The 16,119-nt window shown below is 71.4% G+C and carries 16 protein-coding genes and 3 tRNA genes; 12 read left to right on the plus strand and 7 right to left on the minus strand.

The features are described 5' to 3' along the window. Window positions 1-88: 88 nt before the first annotated feature. Window positions 89-883, plus strand: coding sequence for a helix-turn-helix domain-containing protein (locus tag B4N89_RS13745; protein ID WP_078976128.1), 795 nt, complete (start codon window positions 89-91; stop codon window positions 881-883). Between the two features lie 56 nt (window positions 884-939). After that, window positions 940-2,178 (plus strand): DUF2786 domain-containing protein, encoded by a 1,239-nt coding sequence (locus tag B4N89_RS13750; RefSeq protein WP_078976129.1) that lies wholly within the window; start codon window positions 940-942, stop codon window positions 2,176-2,178. 24 nt (window positions 2,179-2,202) lie between these two features. On the opposite strand, the gene B4N89_RS13755 is transcribed toward B4N89_RS13750, so the two are convergent. From B4N89_RS13755 to B4N89_RS13765, 3 genes are all read right to left on the minus strand, one after another. After that, a complete protein-coding gene (locus B4N89_RS13755; protein ID WP_078976130.1) occupies window positions 2,203-2,739 on the minus strand; it encodes a winged helix-turn-helix transcriptional regulator in 537 nt (178 codons plus the stop codon). 98 nt (window positions 2,740-2,837) lie between these two features. Continuing rightward, window positions 2,838-5,147 (minus strand): DEAD/DEAH box helicase, encoded by a 2,310-nt coding sequence (locus tag B4N89_RS13760; RefSeq protein WP_101897084.1) that lies wholly within the window; start codon window positions 5,145-5,147, stop codon window positions 2,838-2,840. A gap of 208 nt (window positions 5,148-5,355) precedes the next feature. Continuing rightward, a complete protein-coding gene (locus B4N89_RS13765; protein WP_078976132.1) occupies window positions 5,356-6,852 on the minus strand; it encodes a hypothetical protein in 1,497 nt (498 codons plus the stop codon). A 249-nt stretch (window positions 6,853-7,101) separates the two neighbouring features. On the opposite strand from B4N89_RS13765, the gene B4N89_RS13770 reads away from it, so the two are divergent. After that, complete coding sequence (locus B4N89_RS13770) at window positions 7,102-7,404, plus strand: fluoride efflux transporter FluC (RefSeq protein ID WP_235618608.1); 303 nt, start codon at window positions 7,102-7,104, stop codon at window positions 7,402-7,404. Beyond that, window positions 7,401-7,751 carry a fluoride efflux transporter CrcB gene (gene crcB, locus B4N89_RS13775; RefSeq protein WP_078976133.1) on the plus strand — a complete coding sequence of 117 codons (351 nt, stop codon included), beginning with the start codon at window positions 7,401-7,403 and terminating at the stop codon, window positions 7,749-7,751. Before B4N89_RS13770 ends, crcB begins: the two co-directional genes overlap by 4 nt. Window positions 7,752-7,757: 6 nt before the next feature. On the opposite strand, the gene B4N89_RS13780 is transcribed toward crcB, so the two are convergent. After that, entirely contained in the window at window positions 7,758-8,117 is a 360-nt protein-coding gene (locus B4N89_RS13780; RefSeq protein ID WP_078976134.1) for a metallopeptidase family protein, read from the minus strand. 127 nt (window positions 8,118-8,244) lie between these two features. Between B4N89_RS13780 and B4N89_RS13785 the strand changes: the two genes are divergently transcribed. The 6 genes from B4N89_RS13785 (at window position 8,245) to B4N89_RS13810 (ending at window position 10,917) form a co-directional block, all read left to right on the plus strand. Next, window positions 8,245-8,317: transfer RNA gene (locus tag B4N89_RS13785), tRNA-Glu, on the plus strand. A gap of 105 nt (window positions 8,318-8,422) precedes the next feature. Continuing rightward, window positions 8,423-8,497 (plus strand) — tRNA-Asp (locus B4N89_RS13790). Window positions 8,498-8,541: 44 nt separating this feature from the next. Continuing rightward, window positions 8,542-8,618, plus strand: a tRNA-Phe gene (locus tag B4N89_RS13795). A 131-nt stretch (window positions 8,619-8,749) separates the two neighbouring features. Beyond that, a complete protein-coding gene (locus B4N89_RS13800) occupies window positions 8,750-9,643 on the plus strand; it encodes a phosphorothioated DNA-binding restriction endonuclease (RefSeq protein ID WP_078976135.1) in 894 nt (297 codons plus the stop codon). A gap of 126 nt (window positions 9,644-9,769) precedes the next feature. After that, window positions 9,770-10,501: a VIT1/CCC1 transporter family protein gene (locus tag B4N89_RS13805; RefSeq protein ID WP_078976136.1), complete on the plus strand. Its 732-nt coding sequence runs from the start codon at window positions 9,770-9,772 to the stop codon at window positions 10,499-10,501. A gap of 86 nt (window positions 10,502-10,587) precedes the next feature. Further along, window positions 10,588-10,917, plus strand: a complete 330-nt coding sequence (locus B4N89_RS13810; protein ID WP_078976137.1) for a DUF6401 family natural product biosynthesis protein — start codon at window positions 10,588-10,590, stop codon at window positions 10,915-10,917. A gap of 3 nt (window positions 10,918-10,920) precedes the next feature. On the opposite strand, the gene B4N89_RS13815 is transcribed toward B4N89_RS13810, so the two are convergent. The 3 genes from B4N89_RS13815 to B4N89_RS13825 form a co-directional block, all read right to left on the minus strand. After that, a complete protein-coding gene (locus tag B4N89_RS13815) occupies window positions 10,921-11,694 on the minus strand; it encodes a mechanosensitive ion channel family protein (protein WP_078976138.1) in 774 nt (257 codons plus the stop codon). 922 nt (window positions 11,695-12,616) lie between these two features. Continuing rightward, the gene (gene bldC / locus B4N89_RS13820) at window positions 12,617-12,823 is read right to left on the minus strand and encodes a developmental transcriptional regulator BldC (protein WP_020555617.1); all 207 of its coding nucleotides are present in this window, start codon (window positions 12,821-12,823) and stop codon (window positions 12,617-12,619) included. A gap of 534 nt (window positions 12,824-13,357) precedes the next feature. After that, entirely contained in the window at window positions 13,358-14,236 is an 879-nt protein-coding gene (locus B4N89_RS13825; RefSeq protein ID WP_235618609.1) for a hypothetical protein, read from the minus strand. Window positions 14,237-14,390: 154 nt separating this feature from the next. On the opposite strand from B4N89_RS13825, the gene B4N89_RS13830 reads away from it, so the two are divergent. Both B4N89_RS13830 and B4N89_RS13835 read left to right on the plus strand, forming a co-directional pair. After that, window positions 14,391-15,491, plus strand: a complete 1,101-nt coding sequence (locus tag B4N89_RS13830) for a Glu/Leu/Phe/Val family dehydrogenase (RefSeq protein ID WP_078979351.1) — start codon at window positions 14,391-14,393, stop codon at window positions 15,489-15,491. 239 nt (window positions 15,492-15,730) lie between these two features. Further along, on the plus strand, window positions 15,731-15,982 hold the full coding sequence (locus tag B4N89_RS13835) for a DUF3073 domain-containing protein (protein WP_020555620.1): 252 nt from the start codon (window positions 15,731-15,733) through the stop codon (window positions 15,980-15,982). Window positions 15,983-16,119 lie beyond the last annotated feature (137 nt).

The raw sequence follows: 16,119 nt of genomic DNA on the forward strand, positions 1-16,119 counted from the left end.
AAACGACGCTATGGCGCGCTTCCGCGACCGGTCTTGAACAAACGCGACAGCCCGAGCCGATGTCACCGGCGCCGGCTACCGTGGCCGGATGAGGCTTCCCTATCGCCCTCGCGGGGTGCTGCGCGCCGGCGCCGCGACCTGCCACCGGGTGAGCCTCTACGAGCCGGCCGCCGACCTGGCGCCGTTCGTCGAGCACCACTGGATCGTGCACTGGGATCTGGGCGGGCGGGCGCCCTTCCGGCAGAAGGTGCTCTCGCACCCCAACGTGCACGTGGTCTTCGAGCAGCCGTTCCCGGCCGTCTACGGCGTGGTCCGCGACGTCTTCGAGCGTGAGCTGAGCGGGGTCGGCCACGTGTTCGGGATCAAGTTCCGCGCGGGCGGTTTCCGGCCGGTCCTGGGCGCTCCGGTGGCCACGCTGACCGATCGGGTGGTGCCCGCGGTCGATCTGTTCGGCCCGGCGGTCGTGGCCGCCGGTGAGCGAGTGCTGGGCGCCGCCGCCGAGCCGGAGCGGGTCGCCCTCGCCGAGGCCTGGCTGCGGGCCGCGTTGCCGGCGGCCGACCCCGATCCCGCGGTGGCCGAGACCGCCGCGATCGTCGCGCGGATCACCACCACACCGAACCTGTTCCGGGTCGACGACCTGGCCGAGGAGGTCGGCGTCCCGGTCCGCCGCCTACAGCGACTGTTCGCCGAATACGTCGGGGTCGGTCCCAAGTGGGTGCTCCGCCGGGCCCGGCTCCAGGAGGTCGCCGAGCGGGCCGAACACGGCGCCGGCATCGACTGGGCGGCACTCGCGGCCGACCTGGGCTACGCCGACCAGGCGCACCTGACCCGCGATTTCACCGCCGCCGTGGGCACCGCGCCCGGCCGCTACGCCCGCGCCTGAGCGCCCCGCCCCCAGTCGTGAGCGAAGCCGCGCGCCGGAAATGCAATGCTTGACGGGTGTCCTCCACGCTCGTCGAAACCCAATTCCATGCCGTCCTGAGCGCGTCCGACGACGCCCTGGCGGACGCGATCGACCTCGGCGCCTCCCTGCTCGCGGCCTCCGCCGCCGACTGGCCCGACGTCTCGCGCGCGGTGCTCGTGCTGTACGAGCGCACCGCCGACGGCTGCCGGCGCCGCGGCTGGGAACCCGCCGACGTGGTCCGCGCGGTCACCCGCGACCTGGGCGAGCGACACGGCCCGATCGCCGCCGACCTGGTCGCCGCGCAGGCCCGGAGCTACGCGGGCACCGGCCGCCGGTGGAGCGCCCAGGTGCGCGAGTTGAACGCGACGACCCCGTGGTGGAGCACCGACGACGCCTACCTCACCGAACTGGGCGCCCGCGAGGGCCTGGACCGTTTCGGCACCGCCGCGCGCGTGCTCGAACTGCTCCGCTCGATCGCCCGGCTGCCCGCCATCGAACCGCTCACCGCCGCGACCTTCCGAGAACCCGCGCAGACCCGCCCGGCCACCGGGGAGGAGCGACAACTCGGCCGCGTACGCGCCCTGTTGGCGAAAGCCGAGTCGACCGAATACCCGGAGGAGGCCGAGGCGCTCACCGCCAAGGCCCAGGAGTTGATGACCCGGCACCGGATCGACGAGGCGCTGCTCGGCGTCGGCGCGGACGCGGCGCACACCCCCGGCGCCTGCCGGATCGGTGTGGACAACCCGTACGAGGGCGCCAAGGCGCTGCTGCTCGACGCGGTCGCCGACGCCAACGGCTGCCAGGCGATCTGGTCGAGTTCGCTGGGCTTCTCCACCGTGGTCGGCTTCGATTCCGACCTGGACGCGGTCGAGTTGCTGTACACCTCGCTCCTGGTCCAGGCCACCGCCGCGATGAACCGGGCCGGCTCGCACCTGCACGACTCCGGCCGCGCGCGACGCACCAAGACCTTCCGCCAGTCCTTCCTGATCGCCTACGCCGACCGGATCCGCGAGCGGCTGACCGCCGCCGAGGAGGAGGCCGTCGCGGACGCGAACGCGGCCTCCGACAACCGACTGCTGCCGGCGCTGGCCGCCCGTGAGGTCGCGGTCAAGGAGAGCACGGAGCGCATGTTCCCCACCCGCACCACACACCGCCTGCGCGGCCGGGACGCCGACGGTTGGCGCCACGGCAAGGCCGCCGCCGACCGGGCCGACCTCGGCACCCGCGACCGCCTGGAACGCGGCGACCGCGCGGGCGAGCCGAGCCGAGGCTAGGACGCGGCGAGCGGGCGGGCGCCGCTACCAGGGCGCGCGCTGCGCCGGCACCGTCGACGGGCGGGCCCCGCACCGCCCCTCGGCCACCGCCCGATGCGCCTGACGCGGCGTCATACCCGGTCCGGTCAACGGCTCGACGTCCTCCAGGTGGAGCGGGTCGCCGCATACCGAACAGACCACCTCGGCCTGCGCCTCGTGCCCTCCCGAGCCGCCGTGCCGATAGACCACGGGCGGCCCGTCCTCGTCCGCCAGCCAGGTGTCGCCCCACCGGCCGATCGCCACGAGCACGGGAAAGAAGTCGCGCCCCTTGGCGGTCAGCACGTACTCGTGCCGGGGCCGCCGTTCCTCATAGGGCACCCGGTCGAGCAGACCCTCCTCGACGAGCAGATTCAGCCGCTGGGCGAGCACGTTGCGGCCGATGCCCAGATTCTCCTGAAGATCCTCGAACCGCCGGACCCCGTAGGACGCCTCGCGCAACACGAGGGGCGTCCATCCGTCGCCGAACAACTCGAGGACACGGGCGATGGAGCACGGCCAGGTTCCGAACGAGGTCCGCTTCATGCCGCCACATTACTGAGCGGGGCGGGATCGATACGCAATCGATCCCGCCCCGCTCCATGACGCGACTACAGCACGGTTACCGTGTGATTACACTCCGCTTACACGTCACGCTTCCAACGCGGCTTGCGGTCGCCCGCACCACCGGCCGGACGGTCGTAGTGCCCGTCCCGACGCGGCGCGCGATCGTGCGAACGCTCGCCCGGGCCCGAGCCGTACGACGGACGGTCGCCGTAGGACGGCCGGTCGCTGCCATAGGTCGGCCGGTCGCCACGCGGGGCGCGGTCGCTGCCGTACGCGGGCCGGTCGGTGCGCGGCGCCCGGTCGCCGTACGACGGACGGTCGCCGCGGTAGCCACCCTCGCGCCGGTCGCCACCGCCGTAGGACGGACGCTCACCGGTACGCGGCGCGCGGTCCCCGTACGAGGGACGGTCACCACGCGGGGCGCGGTCGCCGTAGGACGGACGGTCACCACCTCGCGCGGAACGGTCGCCGCCGTACGACGGACGGTCGTTGTACGCGGGCCGGTCGCCACGGGGGCCCCGGTCACTCTGCGGACGGTCGCCGCGGTAGCCGCCCTCACGCCGGTCGCCGCCGCCGTAGGAGGGACGGTCACCGGTACGCGGGCCCCGGTCGCCATAGGACGGACGGTCGCCACGCGGCGCACTCCCACGACGGTCGCCGCCGCGGTCGCCGTACGACGGACGGTCGCCGCGGTCACCGCGGTAGCCACCCTCGCGCCGGTCCCCACGGTCCCCACGGTCGCCCCGGTCCCCGCGGTCGCGGTCCGGGCGCTCGTAGCGCTCGGTGCGCATCGGGACGTCGCCGTTCTTGGCCGCCTCGGCCAGCTCGGCCGCCTTGCGGCGCAGCTCGGCGGCCTCGGCCTTGAGCTCGACGATGCGAAGCGCGAGCCGCTCCGCCTCGGCCTCGGCCTCGACCGCGGCGTCCGCCACGGACTGCGCCTTGACCTCGGACAGCGTGCGCGCGCCGGTCAGCTTGCGCATCTCCGGGTCGTTGGAGCCCTGCACCCGAAGGCGGGTCGGCTCGACGCCGGCGTCCTCCATCAGGCGGTCCACCGTGCGGCGCTGGTGCGGCAGCGCGAGGGTGACCACCGCACCGGCCTCGCCGGCGCGCGCGGTACGACCCGCGCGGTGCAGGTAGTCCTTCGAGTCGGCGGCCGGGTCCACGTGCAGGACCAGGTCGATGCCGTCGACGTGGATGCCGCGGGCGGCGACGTCGGTGGCGACCAGGACCGGCGTGCGGCCCTCCTTGTACTCGGCCAGGGTGCGGGTACGCGCGCCCTGGGTCATGCCGCCGTGCAGCGCCTCGGCGCGGACACCGGCCTCGCGCAGCTGCTGCGCGACGCGGTCGGCGCCGAACTTGGTCCGCACGAAGATCATCGTGCGCCCGCGACGGGCCGCGATGGCCGCCGTGACGTACGTCTTGTCCTTCGGCTGCACCACGAGCACGTGGTGCGACATGGTGGTGACCGAGGACGCGTGCGGGTCCACCGAGTGGGTGACCGGGTTGACCAGGTACTTGCGGACGATCGCGTCCACGCCCTTGTCCAGCGTGGCGGAGAACAACATCCGCTGACCGCCGGCCGGGATCAGGTCGAGCAGCGCGGTCACCTCGGGCAGGAAGCCCATGTCCGCCATCTGGTCGGCCTCGTCGAGGATGGTGATCTCGACGTTGTCCAGCACGGCCGAACCGCGGTCGACCAGGTCCTGGAGCCGACCCGGGGTGGCCACCAGGATCTCGACGCCGCGTTCGAGCGCGAAGATCTGCTTCGGCATCGACATGCCGCCGGTGACGGTCTTCATCCGCAGGTCGAGGATGCGACCGTACGGCTCGAGCGCGTCGTGCACCTGCATCGCGAGCTCACGCGTCGGGGTGAGGATCAGCGCGAGGGGGCGCCGGGCGCGGGCCTTGCGGCCGGAGAGCCGGGTGAGCATCGGCAGGCCGAAGCCCAGCGTCTTGCCGGAGCCGGTACGACCGCGGCCGAGGATGTCCTTGCCGGCCATCGCGTCCGGCAGCGTCGCGGCCTGGATCGGGAACGGGTGGGTCACGCCGCGGCGCGCGAGCGCCTCCACGACGTCCTTGTGCAGACCGAACTCGGCGAAGCTGGGGCCGGTCGGCTCGGGCTTCTCATCGGCCTCGGTCTCGGCCTCGTCCGAAGCCTCGATCCGCTCGTCGGCCTCTTCGTCGTTCTCGACGCCCGCCTCGGCGTCGGTGTCGGTGTCGGTGTCCTCGTCGGCGTCCGCCGCGGACACGGTGTCGTCGTCGTTCGCGACGACCTCGTCGGCAATCTCGATGGCGATCTCGGTGATCTCCGAAGCGACCTCGGTCACCTCGGCTGCCTGCGCATCCGCCACACCCTCCTGCACCTCGGCACCTTCGGTACCGGGCATGGGCGTAGCAGTGTCATTGGCATAGGGGGGCATGCAAAACCTTCCGGATGCGGCCCGTCTCGAAGGTCCGCAGCCGAAATGTGGTCGCACGAGAAAGCGACACTTCTGCGGAGCACCAGAACGAGCCTACGAGGCGCCGCGACTCGTGGCAGCGCCTGGATATGGGCAAAGCGATTCACCAGCGTACCCGATCACTGCGCGTTTACGCCTATCGGGTGCGTTCGTACTCCACCCTCAGACGTGCGTCCTCGTGCACCACGAGCAGCCTCGGGCGCTGCCACGACCAGTGCTCGGGGAGCAGGAACAGCGTCCCCGGGGCACGCCGCAACAAGCGCAGTCCGGTGTAGCGGTAACGATAGGAAGCACCGATTTCTTCCTCGACCGCGATCCCGTCCTCGGACCGCATCCGCAGATCCTGCACCGAGTAGAGCACCACCCCGGTGCGCCGCGGCAGTTGGTGTGCGACGACCCGGCCGTCGTCGCGCCCCGACACCTTCGCGTACGACCCCGACGCCCAGAACAGGCACAGCACCACGACCGCGGCGGTGAGCAGCGCCGGCAGCGACCACGGCCGCCCGCCCGTGGCGGAACCGCGCCGGTGCGCACCGATCCGACGCGAGAGCAGCACCCCGTACGCGCAGATCGACAGTCCGACCGCGAGCGCCCCGGGCAGCAGCAACGGCTCCCAGCGCGGATCCCGCACCGGCCACCGGTGTGCGGCGAGCAGGACCGCGACCGGCACCACGAACCACGCACCGCGCAGCGTACGAACGCACCATCCGGCGATCCGCCGATGCCGGCGCAGCCACGCCAGCAGCCGGGGGTGCGCCATCCGCGCGGCGAGCAGCCCGCCGGTGACCACGAGCAGCGGCCGATACAGGGTGCACAGACCGTCCGCCAGATAATCCCGGGCCGGCGTGCCCAGCACGCTTTCGTCGAACCCGAGGTAGTCGGACCGGGCCTCGGCGCGGGTCCAGCCGAAGTGGTACAGCAGGCCCGCGAGGATCAGCGCGGGCACCACGAAGAAGGTCGCGAACTCCCAACCGGCGCCGGTCGATCGCTCCTCGGGCAGCCCGCGCGCGACCTCGGCGCGGGCGGTCTCGGCGACCCGGCGGCCCCGGTGCGCGGACCGGTGCCGCCGCGCGGCCCGCCGCTCCGTCGCCACGGCCTCGTGTTCGACGCGGGGCGCGCTCGGGATCACGTCGGGTTCGCCGAACCACTCGGCGAGCATCGACACCGGCTCGCCGCGGGAGACCTCCGAAACCTCCGCCACCTCCGCCACTTCGGCCGTGAGGTTGCCGCCGGTGCGGAAGAGGGCGAAGTCCCCCGCCGGGTCGCCGATTCGACCCGGGTGCGGGATCCGGAGGACCGCATGCCCGACGGTCCCCGCATCCCGCGCCCCCGGTTCGGCCGCCGGGTCCGACCCGAAGTCCTCGACGTCGCCGGAGCCGGCGGCGAGCCGGTCGCGCGGCGGCTCCGGACTCCCCCACGCCTCGCCGGCGACCGGTTCGTACGGCTGTGCGCTCGGCACCGGACGCCGGGCGTCGCGAGCACGCGGCACGGCCGGCTGCCCCGCGTGCTCCGGCTCCGCCCGGGGCGTCCCGGGGTCGCGCGCGGCATCGGCCGACCGCCGATCGGGCTCGCCCACGCGGGTCGACGATCCGGTTCCGGGAAACTCGGGCTCGTCGTCGGCGAAGTCCGTCATCGGCCCGATGCCCCCTGGGTGGTCACCGGTTCAGCATGGCCAGGGAGCAACTCCCGCTCCAATTTCGAGACACCGCCCGTCACCCGTTCGGCGGCGGCGCGTGATGGCGCGCCGGGAGCGTGCACGATCCCGGGCGGCAACCGGGCCCGGGAGTACTAGCGTGGCCCGGGTGCCCCCGTTCCGACTCCTCGCCGTGATCTCGCTCGGCGGCGCCATCGGCGCGTCGGCCCGCTGGGGATCGCGGAGGCGATGCCGCACGCGGGGACCGCCTTCCCCTGGGCGACGCTGATCACCAACGTGCTCGGCTGCCTGCTGATGGGCGTCCTGATGGGCGTGACCCCGCCCGACCCGCTGCTGCGCCCGTTCCTGGGCACGGGGGTCCTGGGCGGCTTCACCACGTTCTCCACGTTCGCGGTCGAGACCCGCACCCTGCTCGCGGGCCACGCGTGGCTCACCGCCTGGCTCTACGCGGCCGGCAGCGTGCTCCTCGGCGCGACCGCGGTCCACCTCGGCCTGGCCGCCGTGCGCCGCTCGCGCGGAGCGGCCGGATGATCCCGCTGATGGTGGTCCTCGGCGCCCTGGTCGGCGCGCCCGCCCGCTACCTGACCGACCGATACGTCTCCACGCGGTGGAAGTCGGCCTTCCCGTGGGGCGTGCTCACGGTGAACGTGGTCGGCTCGCTGATCCTGGGCATCGTCACCGGCCTCGCCCCCGGGGAGCGGGTGGCCACCCTCGTCGGCACCGGCTTCTGCGGCACGCTCACCACATTCAGCACGTTCGCCTACGCGACGGTGGAACTGCACACCCTGGGCCAACGCCTGCTCGCCGCCCTGTACGTACTCTTCAGCGTCACCCTCGGCCTGACCGCCGCCGCCCTCGGCTACGCCCTGGCCCGCTGACCCGCCTCAGCCGTACCCGTGCTCATGCAACCAGGCGTCCCCGATCCCGAAGTGATGCGCCACCTCGTGCACGACGGTCACCTCGACCTCCTCGACGACGTGTTCGTACGTCTCGCAGATCCGCAGGATCGGGTTGCGGTAGACGGTGATCCGGTCCGGCAACACCCCGGCGTACCAGTCCCCGCGCTCGGTCAGCGGGATGCCCTCGTACAGACCGAGCAGGTTGGTCCCGTGCTCCCCGGCGGGGTCGGGTTCGTCCTCGACGAAGATCGCCACGTTGTCCATGAGCTTGGTCAACTCGGGCGGGATCCGGTCCAGGGCCTCGGCCACCAGTTCCTCGAACTCCTCGCGCGACATCTCCAACACCCCCTCATTCTGCGGCCTCCGCCCCCGCCCCGCGGGGCCCCGGTTATCCGCTTTGCAAGCGCCGGCGAAAACCCCGTATAGTTCGGGACGTCCCCGACGGCAACAAGACGCCGGACACGGCCAACAAGCCCCCATCGTCTAGTGGCCTAGGACGTCGCCCTTTCAAGGCGGTAGCACGGGTTCGAATCCCGTTGGGGGCACGCACCAACCCCCTCGGGGGCCGCAACAAGCCGGACAGCCAGTACGGTAGGGTTCAACACGAAACACCGCGAGGGAAACCCGGGAAGCCGGGAAGAGATCGCAGAGGTCCTGTGGAGCAGTTTGGAGTGCTCGTCACCCTGTCAAGGTGAAGGCCGCGGGTTCAAATCCCGTCAGGACCGCAAGATGGAAGATCGGGGCGCCGAAAGGCGCCCTGATCCATCGAGGCCAGGTAGCTCAGTTGGTACGAGCGTCCGACTGAAAATCGGAAGGTCGGCGGTTCGACCCCGCCCCTGGCCACCAGGCGTACCGGCCGAACCGGCCTGCAAGCCCCGAAGCCGTTCACATACGGCAACGGGGCTTTTTTGTCGTGCTCGTGCACCGCCGCAGGCGCTCGGGGTCCGCCCGGCAGCGCCCTCCTATGATCCTGGGCCATGGACTGGTTGGCGCGCGCCGCGACGCTGAGGCAGTGGACGAGCAAGGGCGTCCGTGCTCCGCACAAACCCCTGCTGCTGCTCTACGCCCTCGCCCGACACCAGCAGGACGCGGACCGGGAGTTGGCGTACACCGCCGTCGAGGACGACCTCAAGCGACTGCTCGCCGAGTACGGGCCGCGCGGACGCACATCGCCCGCGTACCCGTTCCACCACCTGGTGAGCGACGGGGTGTGGGAGGTCCGCACGAAAGGCGGCCACGGCAGCCCCGGCACCAACGTGGGTGACTTACGAGCGTCCGGCGCCGCCGGGCGCCTCGCCGCGGACCTGCGCTCGTCGCTGCGGAGCGACCCCGCCCTGCTGGGCCGGATGGCGCGTACCGTGCTCGACCTGCACTTCCCGCCCTCGCTCCACCGGGAGTTGTGCGATGCCGTCGGGCTGGAGATCGAGGACGCCGAGACCCGGCCGCTGATTCCGGGGCAGCGGCGCCGCAGCCCGGCGCTGCGCGAACTGGTACTGACCGCCTACGAATACCAGTGCGCGTTCTGCGGCTACGACGGCCGCATCGGCGCCATGCCCGTCGGACTCGAGGCCGCCCACGTGCGCTGGTGGGCCCTCGGCGGCCCGGACGAGGTGGCCAACGCCGTGTGCCTGTGTTCGCTGCATCACAAACTCTTCGACAAGGGCGTCCTCGGGGTGAGCGACGAGCACCGCGTGATGGTCGCGCAACGCTTCGTCGGACACAGCGCCGCCGCCCGCGATCACGTCCTCGCCCTGACCGGGCGCCCCCTGCTCGGCCCCCAACCCGGGGCCTCGCCGATCGCCCCCGATCACCGGTCGTGGCACACGGACCAGGTCTTCCAGGGACCGGCCCGTCCCGCCGCCGCGGCCTGAGCGGCGCGACCACGATCGCGCCGGCCCCCTCCTTCGCCGGCCGGGGGCCGGCCCACCTGGGTGCAGTGTGCGGTTCGGCTTCGTGTCCCTCGGGTTCGCGGCGGCGGCGGTCGGAATACTGCGGGCATGAGTGCCGCTGACGGGTTCGATCGGGCGTTGCCCGCGCATGCTCCGCACGACGAGGGCATGGGGGCGCGGTTGAACTGGTTGCGAGCGGCGGTGCTCGGGGCCAATGACGGGATCGTCTCCACCGCCGGTCTCGTGGTGGGGGTGGCCGGGGCCACCGACGAGCGCGCGCAGTTGCTCACCGCGGGGCTGGCCGGGCTGCTCGCCGGATCGTTGTCGATGGCCGCCGGCGAGTACGTCTCGGTGAGCACCCAGCGCGACGCGGAGCGGGCCGCGCTGGTCCAGGAGCGCCGCGAGCTGAGCGACGAACCCGAGGCCGAGCTCGACGAGTTGACCGGGCTCTACGAGAAGCAGGGGCTCACCCGACCGGTGGCGCGCGAGGTGGCCGAGCAGCTCACCGCGCACGACGCGCTCGCCGCGCACGCCCAGGTCGAGCTGAAGATCGATCCGGACGAGCTGACCAACCCGTGGCACGCGGCCGGCGCCAGCTTCCTCGCCTTCACCGTCGGCGCCCTGTTGCCGCTGCTCGCGATGGTGTTGCCGCCCGCCTCGATCCGGCTGCCGATCACGGTGGCCGCCGTGCTCGGCGCGCTGGTCCTGTGCGGCTGGAGCGGCGCCCGCCTCGGCGGCGCCCCGCCGACCCGCGGGATCGTCCGCACCACCGCCGGCGGGGCCCTGGCGATGGCGGTCACCTACGCCGTGGGCACCCTGCTCGGCGCCAACGGAGTCTGACCGGGATCCCGGCACCGGACACCCGACGACTGATTCGCCACAAAAAGCTGCGGATTGGTGCCGAAAAATATGTTTAAAGTGGAGACATGAGCCAACTCTTCGACGCCGAGCCGCCCTCCTGCCCCCTCGCGGGGGTCGTGGACGCGTACCTGCCCCGGCTCGCGGAGTTCGCCTTCGAGCCGGGGCTGGTCGCCGCGGTGGACCAGCACGCAGCGGCGGTGCGCACCTCGCTGGCCGCCGACGGCGCGGGGTTGATCCCGCGCCAACTGCGCCGCGAGGACCTCGCCGACTATGTGCTGGGGTTCACCGACGTACTGGCCGAAACCGACTGGCGCGAGCCGGTCGGCTACGACTTCGCCGCGTTGCGCCTGACCGCCGTGTGCTGGCTGGTCCGCGAACACGATCTTTTGGGTTGAGCGTCACCGGCGTTCCTCGCGCGTCTGCGCGGGCTGCCCGGCGATCGCGTCACCGCGGCCCCGCTGGTACGCGTTGACGCTGGCCCGCGCGTTGGCGGTCTCGCGCTCGGCCACATCCAGCCAGCGGTCCCAGCGCTGCCGCATCGGCTGGACCAGGCCGCCGCCGACGCCGACGATCATGATGCCCGCGATGGTGGCGAGCACCGCGGTCAGTACCGGACCGGTGATCGCCCCGGCGATGCCGGCCTGGCCGAGCGCGGCGATCACGCCGAGCGCCACGATGAAGGCCCAGGCGATGGTGCCCATCGTCTTGCCGTACGAGACCGCGCCGAGCGCCGAGCGCACGATGTCGCGCACCGCACCGGCGATGGCCATCGCGACGACCACGATCACCAGCGCCACGATGCCGCGCGGGATCCACAGCACGATGGCCCGGAGCATGTCGCTGATCGGGTTCGGTCCGAACACCCCGAAGCCCAACTGCAGCGTCATCAGCAGGATCGCGTAGTAGACGACCTTGGCGATGATCCCGGTGGCGTCGTATTTGGAACCCTCCAGGGTCTTGGCGACCCCGCCGCGTTCGGCCACCTTCTCGAAGCCGACCTTGCGCAGCACCCGGTCGAGGACTCGCGCGATCACCTTCGCGACGATCCAGCCGATCACCAGGATCACGAGGAACGCGATCAGCTTCGGCACGAACGTCGCGAAGGAGGACCACGCGTCCGTGAACCCCTTGCTGAAGTCGACCGACAGCGCAAGATCCTGAGTCTGTGTCATGGCGTCCCTCTTCACTGAGGTCACTGAGGTTTTCGCGCGTCACAGTGGTCACGCGCGTCCCTCAAGTGGTAACACCGGGTACTCGAACCCGCACGCGGAGCATCGCCCACCTACGCCACAGTGATGACCGCGCCGGATCCGGGCCGGCCGATATCGCTCGCACACAGTCACGAAAGCCGGCGCCGTGGCGGAATCCGGATCTTCCTCTTACGCCCCTGATGATCACTCAGCGTGTTCGACTGCCGATTTCGGTCCCGTCCCGTCGAATCCGTCCCGATCGGCGCACCCCCCGCGCCGGCGGAGTCCGATCCGGACCGTCTCCCTCCACCCCGCGAAGTCCGGCTCTGCCGGTGCAGCGCCATGCCCGGCACTCACGGCGTCGAGCCAGGCCCGGCGGCCCCGACGCCCGCCCCACAGCCCCGGCCCGAGGCACCCGCGGCGGAGCCCGCCACGACCCGGCGGACGGCTCGGATGGATGCCTCGCCGCCGTACCGACGTGGTCCCGGTCGGCAGAGGTTCGAACCATTGGCATCAGGCGCCGAAGCACGCTCCGAAAGGGCCCGTGTGACCAAGGTCACTGTTTCGACCGTCGATCGTCTCCATCGACGGCCGGAAATCAACCGTGCATTCTATGTGATATTTTACTGGACATCGTCATGATCAACTGGTGAAGGCGTCGCCTCGGACGGCCCTCGGCACCTCGCCCGACCCGGCTCCGACCTCGGCAAAGGCAGCGCGCCGACCCCGCGGCCCCAACTGCGTCGAAGCCGCGGCCCGCCCGGGCGCACACCGAGCGCACACGGCGGACGGCAGGCACCGACGGACCCCCGGCAGGCGCGCGTACGGGCGCACAAAAGAGTGCTGCACCGGACCCGGCGGGATCCGGTGCAGCACTCAGGGGAAAAGCTTTTCGACGCAGCCCTCAGGCTTCGCTGCGCTGCTGCGGAATGCCCGCGAGCAGGGCGCGGACCTCCACCTCGCGGTAGCGACGGTGTCCGCCGAGCGTGCGGATCGACGTGAGCTTGCCGGCCTTGGCCCAGCGCGTCACCGTCTTGGGGTCGACGCGGAACATGCTGGCAACCTCGGCCGGCGTCAGCAGCGGCTCGGCATCAGGCGTACGAGCGGTCATGAGCGGCCTCCTCGGGAGAACCGAACCAACACGGTTCTTTCTTCAAATTCTGCACCTTGACCCACGATGTCCTAAATAGTTCACGAGGGCCAAGTCGGTTATAGGACGAACGGCTTGTCCTTCACAGTACAAGTACACCATCCGCCGCACCCGGTTGGTCAAACCGCCGGAATTGGCATCCCAGGGTTCAAGCCACGCGATCCCGAAGGACCAGGCATAGCGGACAGTCACATGACTGTGACGATGAGTCACACGGGCCCGGCCGTCCCCTCGCGTCCACCCCGCCCCACCAGCAACGAAGTATCCCCGATGACCCGACCCGGCCAGACCGACTACATCTGGTTTGTCCTTTTCATCATATACGAACCATTCGCTGGCGTATGCACCTTGTTGTGAGTCGATCTCCGACAACCTGGAGAGCTGGGAGTCCCACAACTCGAACCAGCAGGTTGAGAGGCTTTCAGATCGCGGGGTGACTGAACACGAAAGAGTGACGACGGTCACGCCGAAACTTCATGAAATGCGGACGCTTGCTCAGCTCGCGTGCTCCAGGGCGCGTACCGATTGCCAACGCTCCGTAATCCTGCGGTAGGCCGCCGATGCTCGCGCTCCGTCACCGGATCCCAGTGCGGCGATGCCCTCCGCGACGTCCGCGACGGAGGTGTCGGCGGTCGGATCGGGGGCGACCAGCCGCACCAGCCCGCCGTAGTCCAGCTCGACCATCGCGCGCGGGTGGAACTCCTCCAACCACCGGCCGACGCTCTCCAGGCCGGTGATCAGCGCACCGTCCTCGACCGTCTCGCGCAGCACCTTCAGCGCCCGGGCGATCCGGCGCCTGGCCTGGACCATGGGGGTCCGGTAGTACAGCTCCCCGGGCCCGGCCGAGCCGCCCTCGGCCGCGGGCACCACGACCCGCTCCTCCGGCGCGAACAGCACGAACCAGCGCACCGGGACATGCCAGGTGCTGCTGTGGATGTGCGGATGCACGTCGGGGTGCGCCGACTTCCACCGCTCGTGCTCCAGGTGCGCCTGGTCGATGACCAGCCGGGGCCAGAACACGTCCAGGACGGTCGCCGGGTACTCCCGGCGCAGCTCGGCCAGCGCCGTCCAGCAGCGCAGCCGGGTCTGCCGGGGGCAGACGACCGTGACGCCGTCCAGGACCTGCACGTAGGCGTCCTCGCTCTCGTGCGGCGGCGCGATCACCGGAGGGGTGGCCAGAAGGTTCTCCAGGCCGCTGCGGTGCTCCTGCGCGGTGAGACCGGCGGGCGAGGGCGGTTCGGCCGCCGCGGAGGCGCCGGACGGCCGCGTGGCGGCGTACGCGGCCCACCGGCCGCGCTCCGGCTCGGGAAACGCCGCCAGCGGCTCGTACACCCGCAGATACGCCGCGTAGGGGGCAACCACCGAAGTCCGCACGAACGCATCTTGGCACGTCGCCGATGTCCCGAGGTGGAGAAGGTCCAACCCGGTGATCCGCTCGGGTTCTAGGCTTGAACCGCCGCGCAGATCCGCGCGGCGCAGTGTCATCACGTCACCACGAACCCATGGAGTCACCACAGTGACCGACAGCATGGACGGCCCGCACGACACGACGTCGGGCCTGGTGTTCGGCAGGTCGACCGGCCACGAACAGGTCGTCTTCTGCCAGGACCGCGCGAGCGGACTGCGCGCGATCATCGCGATCCACTCCAGTGCCCTGGGGCCCGCGCTCGGCGGGACCAGGTTCCACCCCTACGACACCGAGGAGGAGGCCGTCGCGGACGTCCTCAACCTCTCCCGCGGCATGACCTACAAGAACGCCCTCGCCGGCCTCGACCACGGCGGCGGCAAGGCGGTGATCATCGGCGACCCGGCTCGGGACAAGTCCGAGGTCCTGCTGCGCGCCTACGGCCGCTTCGTCCAGTCCCTGGGCGGTCGCTACATCACCGCCTGCGACGTGGGCACCTACGTCGACGACATGGACGTGGTCGCCAAGGAGTGCGACTTCGTCACCGGCCGCTCCCCCGAGAACGGCGGCGCGGGCGACTCGTCCGTGCTGACCGCGTACGGGGTCTTCCAGGGCATGCTCGCCTCCGCCGAACACCGCTGGGGCGCCCCTACGCTGCGCGGACGCCGAGTGGGCGTCGCGGGCGTCGGGAAGGTGGGCCGGCACCTGGTCGGGCATCTGGTCGCCGACGGCGCCTCGGTGGTGGTCACCGACGTCGACGAGCGGGCGGTGGCCCGGGTGCGGCACGAGCACCCCGAGGTGGACTTCGTGCCCGACACCGACGCCCTGATCCGCATACCGGACCTGGACGTCTACGCCCCGTGTGCGCTCGGCGGCGCGCTGAACGACGACACCGTGCCGGTGCTGACCGCGGCCGTGGTCTGCGGCGCGGCCAACAATCAGCTGGCCCATCCGGGGATCGAGAAGGCGTTGGCCGAGCGAGACGTGCTCTACGCGCCGGACTACCTGGTCAACTCCGGCGGGGTGATCCAGGTGGCCGACGAGCGGCGCGGATTCGACTTCGAACGGGCCAAGCGCAAGGCATCCGGGATCCGCACCACCACCGCGCGGATCTTCGCCCTGGCCGACGAGGAGGGCGTGCCACCGGCCGTCGCGGCCGACCGATTGGCCGAGCAACGGATGGCGGATGTGGGCCGGCTGCGTGACATCTACCTCCAAAGCTGACCGACAGGGTATCGTCAGACCCGGCAAAGGACCCCAGATCAGGCCCCTGACCAGCTGTAACGGCACAGCCCGGTCGGGGTCCGAGCCCCGCTGTCACCCATGCGACGTACCGTCCGGCAGCGGAAGCAGGTACCGTTAATCCCCTACGGGCCGGTTCTCAAGTGCCATCGAACCGTCTCTGACTATGAACGCGTGTCAAGACCCGGGGCCGTGAGCCCCGTCGTTGAGGGGGTCGAGCCATGGGGCGCGGCCGGGCCAAGGCCAAGCAGACAAAGGTCGCCCGCCAGCTGAAGTACAACAGCGGCGGTACGGATCTGAGCCGTCTGGCTGAAGAGCTGGGCGCGTCGTCGCCAACCGACTTGCCGATCGGCAAGCCCGAGGTTGACGACGACACGAGTGAAGACGAGTTCGACGACCCCTACGCGGGGTATTCGGCTCGCTACAACGATGACGAGGACGAGGAAGACGACGGCCGATCGCGCCATCGTTGACCCCGCACCCCTCGTCGTCGGGCACGGGACGAAACACCCTCTTCAGCCGGGGTGCCCGTGCACAGTGACACCGCCCGGTCCGGGACCGAGTAGGACGACTACTCGACCCCGGGCCGTTTGGCGTGTTCGCGAACACG

Source organism: Embleya scabrispora (assembly GCF_002024165.1).
In the GTDB taxonomy this organism is placed as follows: Bacteria; Actinomycetota; Actinomycetes; order Streptomycetales; family Streptomycetaceae; genus Embleya; species Embleya scabrispora_A.

Coding starts and splice junctions, on each gene's coding strand:
- B4N89_RS13745 (WP_078976128.1), top strand. CDS start 89: ATGAGGCTTCCCTATCGCCCTCGCGGGGTGCTGCGCGCCGGCGCCGCG.
- B4N89_RS13755 (WP_078976130.1), bottom strand. CDS start 2,739: ATGAAGCGGACCTCGTTCGGAACCTGGCCGTGCTCCATCGCCCGTGTC.
- B4N89_RS13760 (WP_101897084.1), bottom strand. CDS start 5,147: ATGCCCGGTACCGAAGGTGCCGAGGTGCAGGAGGGTGTGGCGGATGCG.
- B4N89_RS13765 (WP_078976132.1), bottom strand. CDS start 6,852: ATGACGGACTTCGCCGACGACGAGCCCGAGTTTCCCGGAACCGGATCG.
- B4N89_RS13770 (WP_235618608.1), top strand. CDS start 7,102: ATGCCGCACGCGGGGACCGCCTTCCCCTGGGCGACGCTGATCACCAAC.
- crcB (WP_078976133.1), top strand. CDS start 7,401: ATGATCCCGCTGATGGTGGTCCTCGGCGCCCTGGTCGGCGCGCCCGCC.
- B4N89_RS13800 (WP_078976135.1), top strand. CDS start 8,750: ATGGACTGGTTGGCGCGCGCCGCGACGCTGAGGCAGTGGACGAGCAAG.
- B4N89_RS13805 (WP_078976136.1), top strand. CDS start 9,770: ATGAGTGCCGCTGACGGGTTCGATCGGGCGTTGCCCGCGCATGCTCCG.
- B4N89_RS13810 (WP_078976137.1), top strand. CDS start 10,588: ATGAGCCAACTCTTCGACGCCGAGCCGCCCTCCTGCCCCCTCGCGGGG.
- B4N89_RS13815 (WP_078976138.1), bottom strand. CDS start 11,694: ATGACACAGACTCAGGATCTTGCGCTGTCGGTCGACTTCAGCAAGGGG.
- bldC (WP_020555617.1), bottom strand. CDS start 12,823: ATGACCGCTCGTACGCCTGATGCCGAGCCGCTGCTGACGCCGGCCGAG.
- B4N89_RS13830 (WP_078979351.1), top strand. CDS start 14,391: ATGGACGGCCCGCACGACACGACGTCGGGCCTGGTGTTCGGCAGGTCG.
- B4N89_RS13835 (WP_020555620.1), top strand. CDS start 15,731: ATGGGGCGCGGCCGGGCCAAGGCCAAGCAGACAAAGGTCGCCCGCCAG.